The 17,278-nt window shown below is 60.9% G+C and carries 9 protein-coding genes and 6 pseudogenes; 11 read left to right on the top strand and 4 right to left on the bottom strand.

The window, feature by feature from the left end; translation table 11 throughout:
- Both BSY16_RS23310 and BSY16_RS23315 read left to right on the top strand, forming a co-directional pair.
- Positions 1-2,658 carry a nitrate reductase gene (locus BSY16_RS23310; protein WP_069062235.1) on the top strand — a complete coding sequence of 886 codons (2,658 nt, stop codon included), beginning with the start codon at positions 1-3 and terminating at the stop codon, positions 2,656-2,658.
- The gene (locus BSY16_RS23315; RefSeq protein ID WP_069062236.1) at positions 2,630-3,952 is read left to right on the top strand and encodes a siroheme synthase family protein; all 1,323 of its coding nucleotides are present in this window, start codon (positions 2,630-2,632) and stop codon (positions 3,950-3,952) included. The genes BSY16_RS23310 and BSY16_RS23315 overlap by 29 nt, the downstream gene beginning before the upstream one ends.
- Positions 3,953-4,051: 99 nt before the next feature.
- On the opposite strand, the pseudogene BSY16_RS23320 reads toward BSY16_RS23315, so the two are convergent.
- A pseudogene (locus BSY16_RS23320) lies at positions 4,052-5,740 on the bottom strand (amidase); the annotation flags it as partial.
- Between the two features lie 237 nt (positions 5,741-5,977).
- Between BSY16_RS23320 and BSY16_RS23325 the strand changes: the two are divergent.
- On the top strand, positions 5,978-6,847 hold the full coding sequence (locus tag BSY16_RS23325; RefSeq protein ID WP_069062237.1) for a bile acid:sodium symporter family protein: 870 nt from the start codon (positions 5,978-5,980) through the stop codon (positions 6,845-6,847).
- A gap of 198 nt (positions 6,848-7,045) precedes the next feature.
- Positions 7,046-8,053 carry a magnesium and cobalt transport protein CorA gene (locus BSY16_RS23330; protein WP_069062238.1) on the top strand — a complete coding sequence of 336 codons (1,008 nt, stop codon included), beginning with the start codon at positions 7,046-7,048 and terminating at the stop codon, positions 8,051-8,053.
- Positions 8,054-8,057: 4 nt separating this feature from the next.
- On the opposite strand, the gene BSY16_RS23335 is transcribed toward BSY16_RS23330, so the two are convergent.
- Positions 8,058-8,810, bottom strand: a complete 753-nt coding sequence (locus tag BSY16_RS23335; RefSeq protein ID WP_069062239.1) for an esterase family protein — start codon at positions 8,808-8,810, stop codon at positions 8,058-8,060.
- A gap of 3 nt (positions 8,811-8,813) precedes the next feature.
- A complete protein-coding gene (locus BSY16_RS23340) occupies positions 8,814-9,983 on the bottom strand; it encodes an ATP-grasp domain-containing protein (protein WP_069063662.1) in 1,170 nt (389 codons plus the stop codon).
- A gap of 302 nt (positions 9,984-10,285) precedes the next feature.
- Between BSY16_RS23340 and BSY16_RS33295 the strand changes: the two are divergent.
- From BSY16_RS33295 to BSY16_RS23355, 5 genes and pseudogenes are all read left to right on the top strand, one after another.
- Positions 10,286-10,411, top strand: a pseudogene (locus BSY16_RS33295) (TOBE domain-containing protein); the annotation flags it as partial.
- A gap of 57 nt (positions 10,412-10,468) precedes the next feature.
- A pseudogene (locus BSY16_RS32885) lies at positions 10,469-10,750 on the top strand (transposase family protein); the annotation flags it as partial.
- 148 nt (positions 10,751-10,898) lie between these two features.
- Positions 10,899-11,849: a GlxA family transcriptional regulator gene (locus tag BSY16_RS23345; protein WP_069062240.1), complete on the top strand. Its 951-nt coding sequence runs from the start codon at positions 10,899-10,901 to the stop codon at positions 11,847-11,849.
- 736 nt (positions 11,850-12,585) lie between these two features.
- A pseudogene (locus BSY16_RS32130) lies at positions 12,586-13,292 on the top strand (IS5 family transposase).
- Positions 13,293-13,360: 68 nt separating this feature from the next.
- Positions 13,361-14,386 (top strand): annotated as a pseudogene (locus BSY16_RS23355) (IS701 family transposase); the annotation flags it as partial.
- A 60-nt stretch (positions 14,387-14,446) separates the two neighbouring features.
- Here the strand turns inward: BSY16_RS23355 and BSY16_RS23360 are convergent.
- Positions 14,447-15,151 (bottom strand): IS6 family transposase, encoded by a 705-nt coding sequence (locus BSY16_RS23360; protein WP_069061916.1) that lies wholly within the window; start codon positions 15,149-15,151, stop codon positions 14,447-14,449.
- 53 nt (positions 15,152-15,204) lie between these two features.
- On the opposite strand from BSY16_RS23360, the pseudogene tnpC reads away from it, so the two are divergent.
- Both tnpC and BSY16_RS23370 read left to right on the top strand, forming a co-directional pair.
- Positions 15,205-15,834 (top strand): annotated as a pseudogene (gene tnpC, locus BSY16_RS23365) (IS66 family transposase); the annotation flags it as partial.
- A 241-nt stretch (positions 15,835-16,075) separates the two neighbouring features.
- On the top strand, positions 16,076-17,182 hold the full coding sequence (locus BSY16_RS23370) for a Fic family protein (RefSeq protein WP_069062242.1): 1,107 nt from the start codon (positions 16,076-16,078) through the stop codon (positions 17,180-17,182).
- Positions 17,183-17,278 lie beyond the last annotated feature (96 nt).

Raw genomic sequence — 17,278 nt, forward strand, 5'->3', positions numbered from 1 at the left:
ATGGAAAAGCCGGTCAAGACAACCTGCCCCTATTGCGGCGTCGGCTGCGGGGTCATCGCGACGATTGACGAAGTCGGTACCGTCTCCGTCAAAGGCGATCCGGACCATCCTTCGAATTACGGCCGGCTCTGCTCGAAGGGTGCGGCGCTGGCCGAGACGATCGACCTCGATGGCCGCCTGCTGCATCCGCAGATCGATGGCTGGCGTGCCGGGTGGAACGAGGCGCTCGACCTTGTCGCCAAAAAATTCTCGCAAGCCATTGTCGAGCACGGGCCGGATTCGGTCGCCTTCTACGTCTCCGGTCAGTTGCTGACCGAAGACTATTACGTCGCCAACAAGCTGATGAAGGGGTTTATCGGCTCGGCGAATATCGACACCAATTCGCGGCTCTGCATGTCCTCCTCCGTCGCCGGCCACCGCCGGGCCTTCGGTTCGGACACGGTGCCGGGAACCTACGAGGATCTGGAGCTTGCCGATCTGGTCATCCTGACCGGCTCGAACCTCGCCTGGTGCCATCCCGTGCTTTACCAGCGGCTGGCGGCAGCCAAGGCCAGGCGGCCGGGGATGAAGGTGGTCGTCATCGATCCGCGCCGCACCATGACGGCCGATCTCGCCGACCTGCATCTGGCCCTTCGCCCCGATACGGATGTGGCGCTCTTCGTCGGCCTTTTTACGCATCTGGTGGCAAACAATGCTGTCGATCAGAACTATGTCGCCGCGCATACGACGGGTTTTGCCGAAACCTTTGCCGCCGCTTCGAACGTGTCTTTTGCCGACGTGCTGGAGCAGACCGGTCTTCCGGCCATGCAACTCCGCGAGTTCTATCGCCTTTTCACGACGACGGAAAAGGTCGTGACCTGCTACAGCCAGGGCGTCAACCAGTCGTCCTCTGGCACCGACAAGGTCAACACCATTCTCAACTGCCATCTCGCCACCGGCCGCATCGGCCGGCCGGGCATGGGGCCGTTTTCGCTAACCGGCCAGCCGAACGCCATGGGCGGGCGCGAGGTCGGCGGGCTTGCCAATATGCTTGCCGCCCATATGGCGATTGAAAGTGCAACGGATCGCGACCGCGTCCAGCGCTTCTGGCAATCGCCGACGATTGCCGACAAGCCGGGGCTGAAGGCGGTGGATTTGTTTCAGGCCGTGGCGGAGGGGCGCATCAAGGCGCTCTGGATCATGGCGACGAACCCTGTCGTCTCGATGCCGGATGCCGATGCCGTCGAAGCGGCGCTCAAGGCCTGTCCCTTCGTCGTCGTCTCCGACATCCTGAAGGACACGGATACGACCCGTCACGCCGATGTGCTGCTTCCTTCGCTTGGCTGGGGGGAGAAAGACGGCACGGTCACCAATTCGGAACGGCGCATCTCCCGCCAGCGCAATTTCCTCGATGCGCCGGGTGAGGCGAGGGCAGACTGGTGGCAGCTTGCCGAGGTTGGCCGGCGCCTCGGTTTCAAGGATGCCTTTGACTACGGTTCGCCCACACGGATCTTCCGGGAGCACGCGGCACTTTCGGCTTTCGAGAATGCCGGCCAACGCGACTTCGATATCGGCGCCTGCAGCGAATTGGAGGGCCAGGCTTACGATACGCTTCCCCCTTTCCAATGGCCGCAACCCGCCGGCAGCGAGCCCGCAGAGCACCGCTTTTTCGCCGATGGCGGTTTCTATCATGCGGACGGCAAGGCCCGGTTCATTGCCATCGAGCCGGTTGCCTGCGATCGCACCGATACGGCCTACCCCTTCACGCTGAACACGGGCCGCATCCGCGACCAGTGGCATACGATGACCCGCACGGGAAAAAGCGCGCGTCTCTCTACCCATATCGCCGAACCCTTTGCCGAACTGCATCCACGCGATGCAATGGAGATTGGTGTTGGCAATGCCGGTCTCGTCGAAATCGAGAGCCCCCGGGGCAAGGTGATCGTGCGCGCGCTGATCACGGAGCGCCAGGCACGCGGCAGCATCTTCGTGCCGATGCACTGGAACGACCAGTTTTCGGCGCAGGCCCGCATCGACGTGCTGGTGCCGCCTATCGTGGACAGCATCTCCGGCCAGCCGGCGTCGAAAAACGTCGCCGTGGCAGCGCGCCGGTTCAAGGCGGCGCACTATGGCTTCGCCGTCTCGCAGGCCAAGCCGAAGGGGCTTGATGCCAGCTATTGGGCATTGGCGAAGGCGGAGGGCAGCTGGCGGGTGGAGCTTGCCTTTGATCGACCGGTCGAGGATTGGAGCGCCTGGTGCCGCCGCACCTTCGTGGTGTCGGGTGGCGTCGAGCCGCTCGGTTACGTCGATCGGCAGACCGGCGATCTCCGGCTTGCCTTCTTTGACGGGCCGCACCTGCGCGCCGCCCTTTTTCTCGCCCGCGAACCGGTCGCCGTCGCCCGAAACTGGGCGATCGCGCAAGTGATGGCCGAGCACACCAACCTGCGCAAGCGCTTTGCCCTGGTCGCCGGCCGGCCTGGCGCCGACAAGCCGGATCCCGGCGCGACCGTCTGCGCCTGCTTTGGCGTCGGGGTCAACCAGATTGTCGCCGCTGTGCGCGGCGGCAGCCACAGTGTCGAAACCGTCGGCAAGCAACTCAATGCCGGAACCAATTGCGGCTCCTGCCGCGCCGAAATCAAGGGGATCATCGATGGATGTCTTGCCGCAGCCGCGGAATGATGGACCGCCGCGCATGGAGCCGCTCGCCAAGCTCCCGGTGTTCTGGGCGCTGGAAGGAAAGCGCGTCGTCGTTGCCGGCGGTTCGGATGCCGCCGCCTGGAAAGCGGAACTGCTCGCCGCCAGCGGCGCGCATGTCGATGTCTATGCGGAAGCGTTCGACGAGGCGTTCGAAATTCTGCTCTCCCGCGAACCAGAACACCCTGCAGCAAAATTTACAACGCATCGGCGTCGTTGGGCGCCGGATGATCTTGGCGGCGCCTCGCTCGCTATCGCCGACTGCGAGGATGAAGCAGATGCGCGGGCCTTCTCCGATGCCGCACGCGCAGCTGGCGTGCCGGCCAACGTGATCGACAAGCCGGAATTCTGTCAGTTCCAGTTCGGCTCCATCGTCAACCGCTCGCCGGTCGTCATCGCGATCTCGACGGATGGCGCAGCCCCGATCCTGGCACAGACCATCCGCCGCAAGATCGAGGCGCTGTTGCCGCGCAGCCTGAAAAGCTGGGCGACACTGGCGCAGTCGCTACGGGACGCCGTCAACCGGCGTCTTGCAACCGGTCAACAGCGCCGCGCCTTCTGGGAGCGCTTTTCCGATCTTGCTTTCGCAACGACGGATACGCCGGAGGAGGGCGTAGGCGGGGTGCTTCTTGCTGATGCCGAAAGGCTCGCGGAAGCCCCCGCCATCGGCTCCGTCACGCTGGTCGGCGCCGGCCCGGGCGATGCCGAGCTTCTGACCATCAAGGCCGTGCGCGCCTTGCAGGCCGCCGATGTCATCCTCTTTGATGATCTTGTGTCGGCGGAGGTTCTGGAACTCGCCCGGCGCGAGGCGACGCGCATGCGGATGGGCAGGCAAAACAGAGGGGCACGCTACCGGCCGGCGGACGTTGGCGACATGCTGGCCAAGCTCGCCAAGGCGGGAAAGCGCGTCGTCTGTTTGACGCCCGGCGATCCGATGATGTTCAGCGGTGCCGGCGAGGTGATGGCGCACCTTGGCCGCGAAAACATTCCTGTCCATGTCGTTCCCGGCATCCCCGTCGCCACACCCCGACCAGCCTTGGTCGGCCGGCGGTACCACCCTCGATCAGGCAGTGCCGCCAGCTATGGTGAAAGCGGCGGTGCCGTCGCTCGCACAGGCGATCACGATATGCCCATAGGGTTCGCGCCACTCGCTGTGGATATGGGTGTTCTGCTCCAGATCGAGGCTCGCGCTCACCTCAATACCGTCCTGCCGGAACGCGACTGGCTGGCCGTTCACCGTCAACCAGAGCAGCGGGGTCTGGCTTTGCGCCCGTATTGACAGCCGTTGGCGTCCGGGGCCATCGGGCACGACGGAGGCGTCGAGGCTGAGGCCCGACGTTTCCGACACGTTCGTTGAAGCAGAGTTGGGCGCCTCCAAAAGCTCGGGCGTTCGCGCCGGCGTTTCGCGATAGGTGCCGGTCTGCTCGAAGGCGCAGGCATAGCCCAGCAATGCCGTGTCGTCCCAGGCCCGGCCGGCAAAGGTCAGCCCGGCCGGCATTGCGATATCGGCCAGCATTCCCATCGGAACGGTCACCGTTGGAATACCCAGATGGCGGATCGCGAGATTGCCGTTGGCGACCCAGGTGCCGTTCCGCCAGGCGAGATCCGCCGAAGCAGGGTTCACATCGGCATCCGCCGGACCGATGTCGGCAACAGCCGGGAAGATCACCGCATCAAGCCCCAGCCTGTCCATCCAGGCTTCAAAATCGACACGCCGGGTTTCCTCGAGCCCCCTGAAGCCTTCGGCCAGATCGGGAATCTCGGTGAAAGAGGCGACGGGATGGTTGCGCAGATGGGCGGCGTAGCCTGAAATACTGTCGTCGAAACCGTAGTACTGGTCGGGCAGGCTGCCTTTCGGCGCAGGGAAGATGTGGGCGCTATCGACATCGGTCAGTCGCGACAGGTTGGGGTCGGCATTGGCCGCGAGGAAATCGTTCCAGGCCCAAGCCGACAGATCGACGATCTCGCGGTGCAGGTAGTCGGGGCTGACAAGGCCGCGCGTCAAAATGGTCGGCGCACCCGGCCGGTCTCCCTCGTAGTTGCTGATGACCGGGAAATCGGTGACCACGACCTCGGCGCCGGCTGCCTCGAGCGCTGCCCGTGCCGCCACACAGAGTGCCAGCATCGAGGCACGCGTTTCGATCCGCCGGCCAGTCGCGCCACCGATACCCACCGTCTCGCCGGTTCCCGCTTCCGGGTCGGCGTTGATATACATTGCCGGTAGGCCGAAGCGCTTGCCCGCAAGGCTCGCCGTCCGGGCAAGCCCGGCATAGGACTGCGGTCGGATTTCGGAGGCTTTCGGGATCGATACCCAGGTCTGGCGCCGCCACAGATCGCCGCGGCTGTCGGGATCGTCAGCGACGATGATATCAAGCAGTTCCAGCATGTCCGCCATCAAACGGCTGTGCGGCACCACGACGTCCATGGTCGGCACAAGCGGCCAGTTGCCGCGCACGGAGATCACGCCGCGGCTTGGCGTGTAGGCGCAGAGCCCATTGTTGGCCGCAGGCGCGCGCCCGCTGGACCAGGTTTCCTCGCCAAGCCCGAAGGCCGCAAAACTCGCCGCCGTTGCCGTCCCGGATCCGTTGGACGAGCCCGACCCGAAGGCCGCGGTCAGCCAGTCGGCATTGTAGGGGGATTCCGCGCGCCCGTAGACCCCGCGCTGCATGCCGCCGTTGGCCATCGGCGGCATGTTCGTCAGCCCGATCAACACGGCACCCGCGGCCCGCAGCCGGGAAATCGCGAAGGCATCCTCAGTCGCGATCAGGTCGGCAAAGGCCGGTGAACCGGAGGCGACGCTCAGCCCTTTCACCTTGTAGCTGTCCTTGGCGGTATAGGGGATGCCGTCGAGCGGACCGAGGCTTTCACCGCCCGCCCGCCGCAGGTCCGAAGCCTGCGCTTCGGCGAACATATCGGGATTGAGCACGGGCACGGCGTTGAGGGTGATGCCGTGGCGGTCGTAGCGTGCAATGCGGTTCAGATAGGCTGCGACCAGAGCGACGCTGGACGTCTCGCCCGACTCGAGTGCTGCGCGCAACGTACCAATCGAAGCTTCGACAACCTTCATCAGTGCCCTCCCGCACGGGTTTGTGTCACCGCCACGAGCACGACTATGGCCTTCGGCAATGTGACTCGATGGTTGTAGGTCCAGGTTTTTTCACGGGCAATGTCTCATCTGGGATAGGGACGGATAACCATCTCCGCCGGATTGCGGGTGACAGCACGATTGCATCTGGCGGGATGGTGGGACAATGCTACGATCCCGAACGGCCGATCAGCGGCCTCGAAAAGAAAAGGAAGAAGGATGGAGCAGTCCGCCCTGATCGAAATCGGTTTGCCGGCCGCTGTCTTCATCATCATGGCCGGTATAGGCCTGACGCTCGCCCCTTCCGATTTCCAACGTGTTGTCATGCGGCCGAAAGCCCTGATCTGGGGCATCGTGGCAGCGCTTCTGCTTCTTCCCCTGGCGAGCATATCGATTGCGGTGGTTATGGGCCTGCCGTCCGAGATTGCGATCGGCCTGGTCATCGTTGCCGCCTGCCCGATCGGCACGACATCCAGCCTGTTTTCCTATCTGGGGCGGGGTGACCTGGCGCTGTCGATCGCTTTGAGCGCTCTCGGCTGCCTCGTTGCAATTGCAACGCTGCCGCTGTTTGCGAATTTCGCGATCGAGCGCTTCAGCGATGGCGATGTTCGTGTCTACCTGCCCGTGCTGCGCACGATCGGCATGATGCTGGTCATCATCCTGCTTCCTGTCATTCTCGGCATGTGGGTCCGGCACAAGGTGCCGGCCCTTGCCGCCCGCGCCGAAAAGATGGTTGGCGCCTTTGGCCTTGTGGTGCTGGTGGTCTTGATCGTCGGCATCGGTATCTCGGTCTACGGCCGATGGGCAGAAATCCTTGTCAGCGCCGGGCCTGCCGTCCTTGTGCTGGTCTTCTGTGGCGTGGCAATCGGCTTTCTCGGCTCGCGCCTGCTTCGCCTGTCGCCCGCCGAGGCGATGGCGGTGACAACGTCGATCAGCATTCGAAACGCGGCTGTCGGCATGTTGCTGGCAATCACCATGATGAATTCGCCGGAAATAGCCGTACCGCCCGCGCTGTTCGGATTGCTGATGTACGCCGTCGGCTTCGGTCTCGTTGCCTATGGTCGCATGACTATAAAACCAACCTCTTAAGGGCCTGACGCGTCGGTTTTCAGATCGAAGCCGGTGCTGTCCCCAAACCTTGCTGCCAGGGGCACCGGTAGTGCTCCGCGCCCGGCTGCGCCCAAACAAGCGTTCGATTCCGCGCTGTGCACGTTTGCCGAAATTCCGCTAGATTGACCGGCCAGCGATTTCATCACACAGTGATGGCACCGCAGTCGGGAGGTGGTGATGGACCATGTCCGCAAGTTCGCGCCAGTCACTGCAGAGGACGGGATCGTTGCCTCGAGCGTTTACTCGGCTGGCAGGCGCATCGCCGATATTCCCATCGAAGAGGCCGGCCAGTGGGCTGGCAAGGACGGTCACGTCGTCTGGATCGGGCTTCTGGAGCCGAGCCGCGAGCTTCTCCTGCGTGTCCAGGCACAGTTCAACCTGCATGACCTCGCGATCGAGGATGCCGAGCACCCGCATCAGCGCCCCAAGCTGGAGCAATATGGCGAGGCGCTGTTCATCGTCGCACGCACCGCGCAACTGATAGAGCGCCGCGTCACCTTCGGCGAAACGCATCTTTTTGTTGGCAAGGGCTACATCGTCAGCGTGCGGCATGGGCCGTCGACCTCCTACGCTACCGTTCGCGAGCATTGGGAAAGCTGTCCGCATTCGCTGGCCAAAGGTGAGGATTTCGTCCTCTACGCCATTCTGGACTTCATCATCGACAATTACATGCCCGTGCTCGAACAACTCGAATACGAGGTCGAGGAGATCGAGGACAAGGTTCTGGTCAAGCCGATGACCGGCAGCGAGATCGAGCGGCTCTACATGATGCGCCGTGATCTCCTGCGGCTGCGCAATGCGGCACTTCCGCTGGTCGAGGTCTGCCGGCGGCTGACCAGTTCCGATCTGCCGCAAATCCAGGCGGCGATGCATCCGCTGTTTCGGGACGTGTCCGATCACATCCGCACGGTGCAGGAAAAGATCGACAGCCTGCGCGAGGTGCTGGCTTTCGCCTTCGAGGCGAGCCTTCTGGTCGGCCAGAGCCAGGAAACGGCGATTTCCAAAAAGCTCGCCTCGTGGGCGGCGATCCTCGCCGTGCCGACCGCGCTTGCCGGCATCTACGGCATGAATTTCAGCGACATGCCGGAGTTGCGGATGCAATACGGCTATCCGATGGTGCTCAGCGCAATCATTGCGACCTGTTCGTTCCTGTACTGGCGGTTCCGCAAGAACGGTTGGTTGTGAAAGGCTACAGCGGCCTGAACCGGTCGCCCTCAAGCCACCTGTTGAAGAAGTAGGCGATCTGCTTGTGCCACCAGGGCCAGTCATGGCTTGCGTCGAGGCCCCAGAAATCGACCCAGGCCGGAATGTTCTTGTCGCGTAGCACGGCCTCCAGACGGTGCGTATCCTCGAGCATCGCGTCTTCCCAGGCCCCCTGGCCACAGCAGAAGAACAGGCGGCGCGAGCCTATGCGATCGAGCAGGCCTCGGTCGTTCAGTCCCGCCAGGTAATTGACCGGCGAGTTGAAGTAGATCTGGCCGTCCAGCGTATCGCCGAAAAAATGCCGGGTGGAGTAGACGCCGCTCAGCGCGATCACGCCGGCAACCCGGTCGGGAAAGCGGAACAGGAAATTGCTGGCGTGAAAGGCGCCCATGGAGCAACCCGACAGGACCGGTGCGCGTCCGCCGATGGCGAGAATCTCCGGCAGCAGTTCCTCGTTTACATAGCGGAAATAGGATTCGTGCCGGGCGATCCGGGCCGGCAGGTCATGGCCATTGGAAAAGAAGCTCTCGCCGTCGATGCCATCGACGGTCCACACCCGCAATTCTCCCGCTTCGATGCGATCAGCGAGCGCCCCTATGCCGCCGGAATCCTCGTATTGGTAGAAGCGCCCGTTGGAGGTGGGGAAGACCAGGACAGGACGGCCGGCATGGCCGTAGGTCTTGAACTCCATCTCTCGCCCGAGATGATCGCTGAAGCGCTTGTGGTATTCGATCTGCAACGGCTAACGCTCCACGTCCTGGATGAAGCGCACGATGGCTTTCACCTCTTCGAAATCCTCTGAACGGAACTGATAGGCGGCGTTGCCCATAGCCCGGCTGAACACGTCCTCGATCGGTGCGAAATGCACGATCCTGTCGCCATGGGTAGCGAGAATGGCCCGATGGTCGTTGACATAGCGAATATGGTTCTTGCGGCTGGCATAGCCGGTGTAGTAGCGCCCCGTGAACGGTCCGCCAACCTTGTTGTTGACGATCATCTCAGCCCATTCGCGATAGACATCCATGTCGTACGAATAGTTGATGGCGTCGGTCATCCACGCTCCCGGCGGGCGCATGTTGATTTCGAGCGCCACGATGCGCTTGTCGGCCCGGGTCTCGAAGAATTCGATATGGAAGAATTTTTCGCGGATGCCGAAAGCCTTCACGGCGGCGCGTCCGGCCTTTTCCACCGCGGGGTCGACGAAGGGCAGGCAATAGTAGTTGAGGTGCGAATTGGTGTTCACCACCTCCATGATGCTCTGCTCGAAACGATGGCTGGCGGCAAACACCACCCGGCCATCGCGATCCACCAGGCCGTCATAGGTCAGCACGATGCCGTCGATGAACTCTTCGGCGACATAGCTGACACCCGGTAGCTTCGCCGTCTCGAAAGCGTCGAGACCCGCGTCATTGCTCAGCTTTACCGTGTTGCTGGCGCCCGAGCCCTGATCCGGCTTGATCACGATGGGATAGCCGACCTCGGCAATGAAAGCCTCCACACCCGCCCGGTCGATATATTTGTGCTGCCGGATCGTTTCGACGCCTGCCTTCTTGAAGAAGGCGCTCATTTTCGACTTGTGCTTTAGATTCTTGACGAAATCGCTGCGAATGCCCGGAATGTTGAAATCGGTGCGGATCGCGGCGTCCTGTTCCAGCCAATGTTCGTTGAGGGATTCGAAACGATCGATGCGGCCCCAGCGATGGATGAAATGGCCCATGGCGCGCAGCACCTGATCGGCATCCTCCATGTCGGCGATGCGGTAATACTCGCTCAGGGCATTTTTCAGTCTAGGAGGGAGATGGTCGTAGGCGGTATCGCCAACACCCAGAACCATGGCACCGGCCATATGGAGGCGGTCGCAGAATTCGGTACTGTTGGCAGGAAAATGCGGAGAAAAGAACACGAACTTCACGAGCAGCAGACTCCCGAGAGGCTCGAGGGATACTTCGCCCTCGCACATTAGCCGACGCCGAAGTGTTAAAGAAGTCGCGCACAAACGCAAGCTTGCATGGTTTCGGTCGCATCGACCGCCCGTGAGGTTGCGGGTGCTCGCAGTTGGCAGCGGCCCATTGCAGGCTCAGCGAGGGATAGTCGCGCGACAATCTGTTCATGGTCTGGCGCCGGCCGATGTGATGAGGGATTGCTCCGCGAGCATCAGAGTGCTTCGCGGCCAAGCCGTACAACGCGCCGCTCGTCGGCATCCGCCCGGAACACATCAAGCTCTCAAAGGAGAGCGGCACGTGGAAGGGCCGCGTCGGCGTCGCCGAGCACCTCGGCTCCGACACCTTCCTGCATGTCAATGTCGAGGGCATCGGCCTGGTGACGGTGTGCGCCGGCGGCGACTTCCCCGTCGCCCACGGCAATACCGTCTGGCTCACTCCCGACGAACCCCGCATCAAACTGCGATCATATGGTGCTGCAAAGCGCCAGTTCATCCCGCAGGTCGAGCATCGGTCGCATAAGGTCTCAACAACCGCGCTGAAAACTCTCGTGTTCCTCTGCTAAAACGAGAGAAAATGATGCAAGGCTTCCGATCGGCGTGCAGTCTGCAGCGCTTCAGCAATATCTTCTCTACGCTCAGAATTCTGTCCGTCCCGCCACGTTCCAAACACTCGGCACTTGCATTCACGTTTAAATACCATGGCGGAATGGAACGCCGTCACTGGAATGCTGCCCTGAATTCTCAATCAATCTTATGTCGGCGGTATCAAACAACGGGACTTTGCCCTGTCGACCTGAGAGACGAACGCTTCGGATGAGGAAGCCGGGGTTTTCGCCGTGGCGCAAATATGATACATGCGTCCTTTTCAGACAAAGGCGAAACGTCATGCACAAAATCGGCTACGTCGTCTTCCCAGGCTTCCAGCTCCTGGGTTTTGCGGCGATAACTGCCTTCGAGATGACCAATCTTCAGCTTGGCGAGCCGGTCTATCAGATCGAGTTGCTCTCCGAAGCCGGCGGCGAGATCAAGTCGTCTGCCGGCTTTGGGGTCAACACGAAAGCCTTCGATCACCACACAGTTTACGACACCGTGATACTCGGAGCCGGCACGACTATCGAGCCAGTGACCGCCGGGCTAATCGAATTCGCGCGTCACTCGCTGCAAACCGCACGACGGCTGGCCGCCCCCTGTACGGGCGCCTTCATCCTTGCAGAGTCCGGATTGCTGGATGGTCTTCGTGCGACGACGCACTGGTTTTTTGCACGCCAGCTCCGGGATCGCTTCCCGTTTGTCAGGGTCGAGGAGGATCGCATCTTCATCGTCGACGGCTCGGTATGGACGTCGGCGGGCATGACGGCGGGGATCGACCTAGCCCTTGCCATGGTCGAAAAGGACCACGGTCAGGATGTCGCACGCTCGATCGCCCGCAAGCTCGTAGTGTACCACCGCAGGGCCGGCGGCCAGTCGCAGTTCTCGGCACTGCTCGAACTGGACCCGAAGTCGGACCGGATCCAGAAATCCGTCGACTACGCCAAGGCCAACCTGCGCAGCGTCCTGTCGGTCGAGGAGTTGGCCGATGTCGCGGGCTTGAGCCCACGCCAGTTCAGCCGGGCTTTTCGGTCAGAGACAGGGCAATCGCCTGCCAAGGCCGTGGAAAACCTGCGCGTGGAAGCGGCACGGCTGATGATGGAACAAGGCCGCCACTCCATGGAGGCCATCGCGGGGGAAACAGGCTTTGCCGATAGCGATCGCATGCGCCGGGCTTTCCTGCGGGCGCTCGGACAGCCGCCCCAGACAATTCGGCGCAGCGCGCGCGGAAGCGCGATGGCATTGTGAGCGAGAAGAGTACGGGCATTCTTGCACAAATGCTTACGGAGTCCCGGTATCGGCATTCCAGCGGCCGTGGCCCGTTCTTGCTCTGAGCTTGAGGGCGCGGGCATCGAAATCCACGTAGCTTCTCTGTTCGACAGCGAAAATGCAGCTTCGACACGCCTTGAATGCCCGGGCGGGCCTTACTAAATTTCGAGTCCAAAGCTGTGGGGAGGTCGAGATGGGCAATCACTTTTCCAAGAGCGCGTTTGAGCCAAGTGAACTCCGCGCTCTCAAACAAATTTTTGACGATATGACATCGCAACTCTGGTTCGAGCCGTCGGGGCGAGGCGAGAGAGAGCTTCGCGAAACATCTCTTCGAGACGTTTCCAGCCGGTGCCTACGATGCACGCAAACACCGGTCGATCGTCGAAGCCTCAGCCAGAATGTTTTACGCATTTGATGGCGCTTCGTGACCCCAAGGGTCCGTGGCCTTTCTCTCCCGTTGTTTTGACGCGTTCTCCACCGGCGCCGACCGCCGGCTGTCTTTGTGCTGAGAAATGCCAAAGCGCCGAAGAAAACTGGCGTATTGGGGGGAGAAGGAGATCCTTGCTGATCCTCAGCGAGCATCGCGTTGGCCACGCTTTCTGGGCGCAGTCCACGTTCCGCGACGCACTAGGTGTTGAACTCATAAATATTGGGAGAGTGGTAGTGAGATGCTTCAAAGCTTCGATAGCAGGAGCTTTGAGTAGCGCGATATGACCTGGCCGAAACGGAATGGCGGCTGATCGAGCCGCTGCTGCCGAACAAGGTGTGTGGGGTGGCGCGTGTTGATGACCGGCGGGTTATCAACGGCATCTTCTATGTTTTTACGTACCGGTTCTCCCTGGCGAGGCCTGCCGATCCGACCTGGGCCATACACAACTGTCTACAGACGATATACCCGATGGGCGAAAGCTGGTATTTGGCTGCGTATCTTCGAAGCGTTGGCGGCATCTTCCCCTCAGCCCTTACCATCCGTGCCCATCACACCACGCCGCCCATCGGCCGTTCTCGTGGAGGATTGAGCACTGAGATCAATGCGCTCGCCGATCAAGGCGGCTTGCCGTTGTGCATCATTCTTTCACCTGGCCAAGCTTCCAACAAGGCCGCGGTCGAAGCCTGCTCGAAGGATTGCCTGCGGCCAGAGCCCTGATTGCAGATCGAGGCTACGACGCTCAGGCCCTCGTCGATCTCGTCCGCAACCGGGGCGGTGAAGCCCACATCCCGACCCAGCGGGACCACAAGGTCCAACGCACTGTCGATCGTGACCTCTATCGCAAGCGCAATCTCATCAAGCGATACTTCTGCAAGCTCAAACACTTCCATCGTATCGCAACGCGCGACGACAAGCTGGCGAGAGATTTCCTCGCCGCAGTCCTTGTCGCTTCAACACGATGGTGGCTCAGAGCTTATGAGTCCAGAACCTAACACTACTTTGGCAGATTCGGGCAAGGCTGGTTTGAGATGATTTGTGCTCTCTTCGTTGGGGGCGCGATATGGCAGATTGGGATACGGAGCTTTCGACCTTTTTGCAGCCATTTCTGGACAAGCTCGGACACAAGAAGCGGCGACAGATGTGCCCTCTTTACGTCTCCGGGCTCATTGGTCCCGGTGACCGCAAGAGTATCGAGCCGATGGCGGAACGGTTTGCTCCAGGCCAGTACGACCGCCTGCACCATTTCATTTCCGATGGCCTTTGGAATGCTGTTCCTCTTGAGACCGAGCTTGCGCTGCAGGCGGACAGGATCGTTGGCGCGTTAGATGCGTTTCTGGTGATCGATGATACCGGCCTTCCCAAGAAAGGCGACCAATCGGTCGGGGTCGCGCCGCAATACGCTTCGATGCTGGGCAAGAGGGCAAATTGCCAGACGCTGGTGTCGGTGACGCTTGCGCGAGACGAGGTTCCCGTTCCGGTTGGCTTGCGTCTGTTTTTGCCCGAGAGCTGGACCAGCGACACGGAGCGGATGGCCAAGGCCGGGGTTCCCGATGCCATGCGGACATCTCGCACGAAGCCGGAGATCGCTCTTAACGAGATCGATCGGTTGATCGCGGCTGGTGTCCGGTTTGGCACAGTGCTGGCTGACGCAGGCTACGGCCTGTCGGCGACCTTCCGCCAGGGGCTAAGTGGACGTGGCCTCACCTGGGCGGTCGGCATCCCCAAGCATCAAAAGGTCTATCCCCATGATGTCGAATTGATCTTTCCCATCTCCGGTCATGGTCGCCCACGCAAGCATCCGATCCCCGACATTCTGTCGGTTGCGGCCGAAACGGTGTTAGCACCTGCAAATTGGAAAAAGGTCAGTTGGCGCCGTGGCACGAAAGGCCGCCTCGCGGCACGCTTTGCCGCATTGCGCATCCGGATCGCCGACGGCACGCCCCAGCGCATTCTCGACAAGGGACAGCAACACATGCCGGGCGAGGAAGCCTGGCTGGTTGGCGAGTGGCGATCAAACGATGAGCGCAAATACTACCTGTCCAACTTGCCGGCTAACGCCACGTTGAAAGCGCTGGCGGCCGCCATGGCGATGTCACCTTAACCTGACTTCGGATGCATAGGAGACGCTGTGCCTTGGGGATTGTTCTCAGGCCATGGCTCCGGCCGCAGCTTTCCATTCTACGAGCGCGAGGATGTGGTGAGCCCGGGTTTGGAATGCGGAGCGTTGTGAGCGGGGTGGGACGAAGAGGTTACGGACAGCGGAGAAAACAGAGACGAAGCGCTGAAGGCCTCCCGGTGATCGGAAGCCTTGCATTATCCGCTCCCGTTTTCGCAGCGGCACATGAGAATTCTCGGCCCGGTTATTCAGACCCTTGTGGGATCGGTGTTCGACATGCGGCATGATCTGTCGTTGGGCTGCTCCATAAGAGCGCAACTTGTCAGTGATCATCCGCTTCGGTGCGATACCCTGCTTCTTCAGCAGACGGATCAGCAATCGCCTGGCGGCCTTGGTGTTGCGGCGGTTCTGGACGATTTCGTCAAGCACATACCCGTCCTGATCGACGGCCCGCCATAGCCAGTTTTTCCTGCCGGCAATGGTGATGACGACCTCGTCCAGATGCCACACATCGTTCCCGCTGGGCTTCTTTCGGCGAAGGCGACGCGCATAATCCGGGCCGAACTTCATTCCCCAGCGGCGGATCGTTTCATGGGAGACGGCAATGCCGCGCTCCAGCAGCAATTCCTCGACAAGGCGCAGGCTCAGCGGAAACCGAAAGTAGAGCCAGACCGTATGGGCGATGATCTGGGGTGGGAAGCGATGGCGCTTATAGCTGACTGGCGAGGTGTTCATGAACGGGCATCTATCGCAGCCGCTCATCACAAGGCGTTACCGTGACATCGCCCGGTATTCTGCAGGTCGACGGGTATGCCGCTTACAACAAGCTCGCGCGATCTGACGGCGGCAATGACGGCGTAACACTGGCCGGCTGCTGGTCCCACAGCAGGCGCAAGTTCTACGAGCTACACGCTTCGGACAGCTCTAGGATCGCCACCGAGACGGTGGAGCTGATGGCGAAGCTCTGGCAGGTGGAAGAATCGGCCCGGGGCCACAGCCCTGACGCGCGCGTCGCGGCACGTCAGGCGACATCTTCTGTGGTTGTCACAGAGCTCTTCGCCCTCTGGCAGAAGACCCTGCCGCGGATCTCCGGCAAGTCGAAGCTCGCCGAGGCGATCCGCTATGCAACCTCGCGTCGCGCCATCTTCGAGCGCTTCCTCACCGACGGCCGTATCGAGCTCGACTCCAACATCGTTGAGCGCGCCATCAGGCCCCAGACAATTACGCGAAAGAACAGTCTCTTCGCTGGCAGCGACGGCGGCGGAAGGACCTGGACGACAATCGCCACGCTCCTTCAGACGGCGAAGATGAACAACGTCGATCCGCAGGCCTGGCTCACCCAGACCCTCCAGCGCATCGCCAACGGCTGGCCCAGCAGCGATCTCGAGGCACTCATGCCGTGGAACTATGGAGCCTGAACGGCCTCAGCTTGCCGCTTACGTTTTTGGTCATGCTCATTCCGTTTCTCTCGGCGCCAATGCCGAGGGCGAGCGGGAATATGAGGCGAGCTTTAACAAAATATGTTCAAGGTAGGTTGGCGGTCTTTTGATCGCTGCTGCTTAGACCAAAAGATACAGATGCGGTGCTGAGCGATAGATGGACTTGCAATAGCTCATTTATGGCAATATCCATGAGCTATAGAAAGGCTGGCTATAGCTCATGAAATGGAACTGGCAGAATGCCGACTGGCCAAATTTCAGGTACGACGCTGCAAGTCTGGTACCGTTGGAGCAAAAATTCCTGCAGTCCGCCGGCGAGGTCATTGGTGCCGTTCGGCATTTCAACGAGGATGACAGCAACCAACTTCGCATTGAGTTGCTAAGCGACGAGGCGGTTAAGACCTCAGAGATCGAGGGTGAGTTTCTGGACCGCGTAAGTGTCCAGTCATCACTCCGCCGGCAGTTCGGGCTCAACGCCGATGATAGACAGGTTCGTCCCCAAGAGCGGGGGATCGCCGAGATGATGGCGGATGTCTATCGAAACTGGCAGGTGCCGCTGCGGCATGAGGGATTGTTCCACTGGCACTCAATGTTGATGGCCGGAAATCGATACATTGAAACGATTGGTGCTTACCGCAAGCATGAAGACGCCATGCAGATCGTGTCAGGTCGATTGGATAAGCCCACAATCCATTTCGAGGCTCCTCCGTCTCGTCAGGCTGCCATTGAGATGGAGACCTTCATCACATGGTTCAATCAATCCAGGCCAAGTGGACAGACGCCACTTCAAGCTTTGACGCGTGCAGCGGTAGGCCATCTTTACTTTGAAAGCATCCATCCGTTCGAGGATGGCAACGGTCGAATTGGGCGCGCGCTCGCCGAAAAATCCCTGGCACAAAACATTGGGCAACCAAGCCTCATTTCCCTCGCCTTTACGATCGAGAAGAGCCGGAAGTCCTACTATTCCGAGCTTGAGCGGCACCAACGCACGCTTGATATCACCGATTGGGTTATTTTCTTTTCAGAGACGATCCTGGATGCTCAACGCGCAACGCTTGAGCGCATAGATTTCTTCGTTCAGAAAGCAAAATTCTACGACCGTTTTAGAGATCGCCTGAACGAGCGGCAGGAAAAGGTGGTCGCGCGCATCTTCAAGGAAGGTACAGCAGGCTTCAAGGGCGGCCTAAGTGCAGAAAACTACATCTCGATCACAAACACATCACGCGCAACAGCGACACGCGACCTACAGCAGCTCGTGGAGATTGGTGTCCTCATGCGTACGGGTGAACGTCGGCATACCCGTTACTCGCTGTCGTTGCAGAAATAAATCTGCTGCCAAAGCAATGAATTTCACTAGCACTACTTTGGCAGATTCGGGCAAGGCTGGTTTGAGATGATTTGTGCTCTCTTCGTTGGGGGCGCG

This window comes from Sinorhizobium sp. RAC02 (assembly GCF_001713395.1).
Lineage (GTDB): Bacteria > Pseudomonadota > Alphaproteobacteria > Rhizobiales > Rhizobiaceae > Shinella.

Coding starts and splice junctions, on each gene's coding strand:
- BSY16_RS23310 (WP_069062235.1), top strand. CDS start 1: ATGGAAAAGCCGGTCAAGACAACCTGCCCCTATTGCGGCGTCGGCTGC.
- BSY16_RS23315 (WP_069062236.1), top strand. CDS start 2,630: ATGGATGTCTTGCCGCAGCCGCGGAATGATGGACCGCCGCGCATGGAG.
- BSY16_RS23325 (WP_069062237.1), top strand. CDS start 5,978: ATGGAGCAGTCCGCCCTGATCGAAATCGGTTTGCCGGCCGCTGTCTTC.
- BSY16_RS23330 (WP_069062238.1), top strand. CDS start 7,046: ATGGACCATGTCCGCAAGTTCGCGCCAGTCACTGCAGAGGACGGGATC.
- BSY16_RS23345 (WP_069062240.1), top strand. CDS start 10,899: ATGCACAAAATCGGCTACGTCGTCTTCCCAGGCTTCCAGCTCCTGGGT.
- BSY16_RS23360 (WP_069061916.1), bottom strand. CDS start 15,151: ATGAACACCTCGCCAGTCAGCTATAAGCGCCATCGCTTCCCACCCCAG.
- BSY16_RS23370 (WP_069062242.1), top strand. CDS start 16,076: ATGAAATGGAACTGGCAGAATGCCGACTGGCCAAATTTCAGGTACGAC.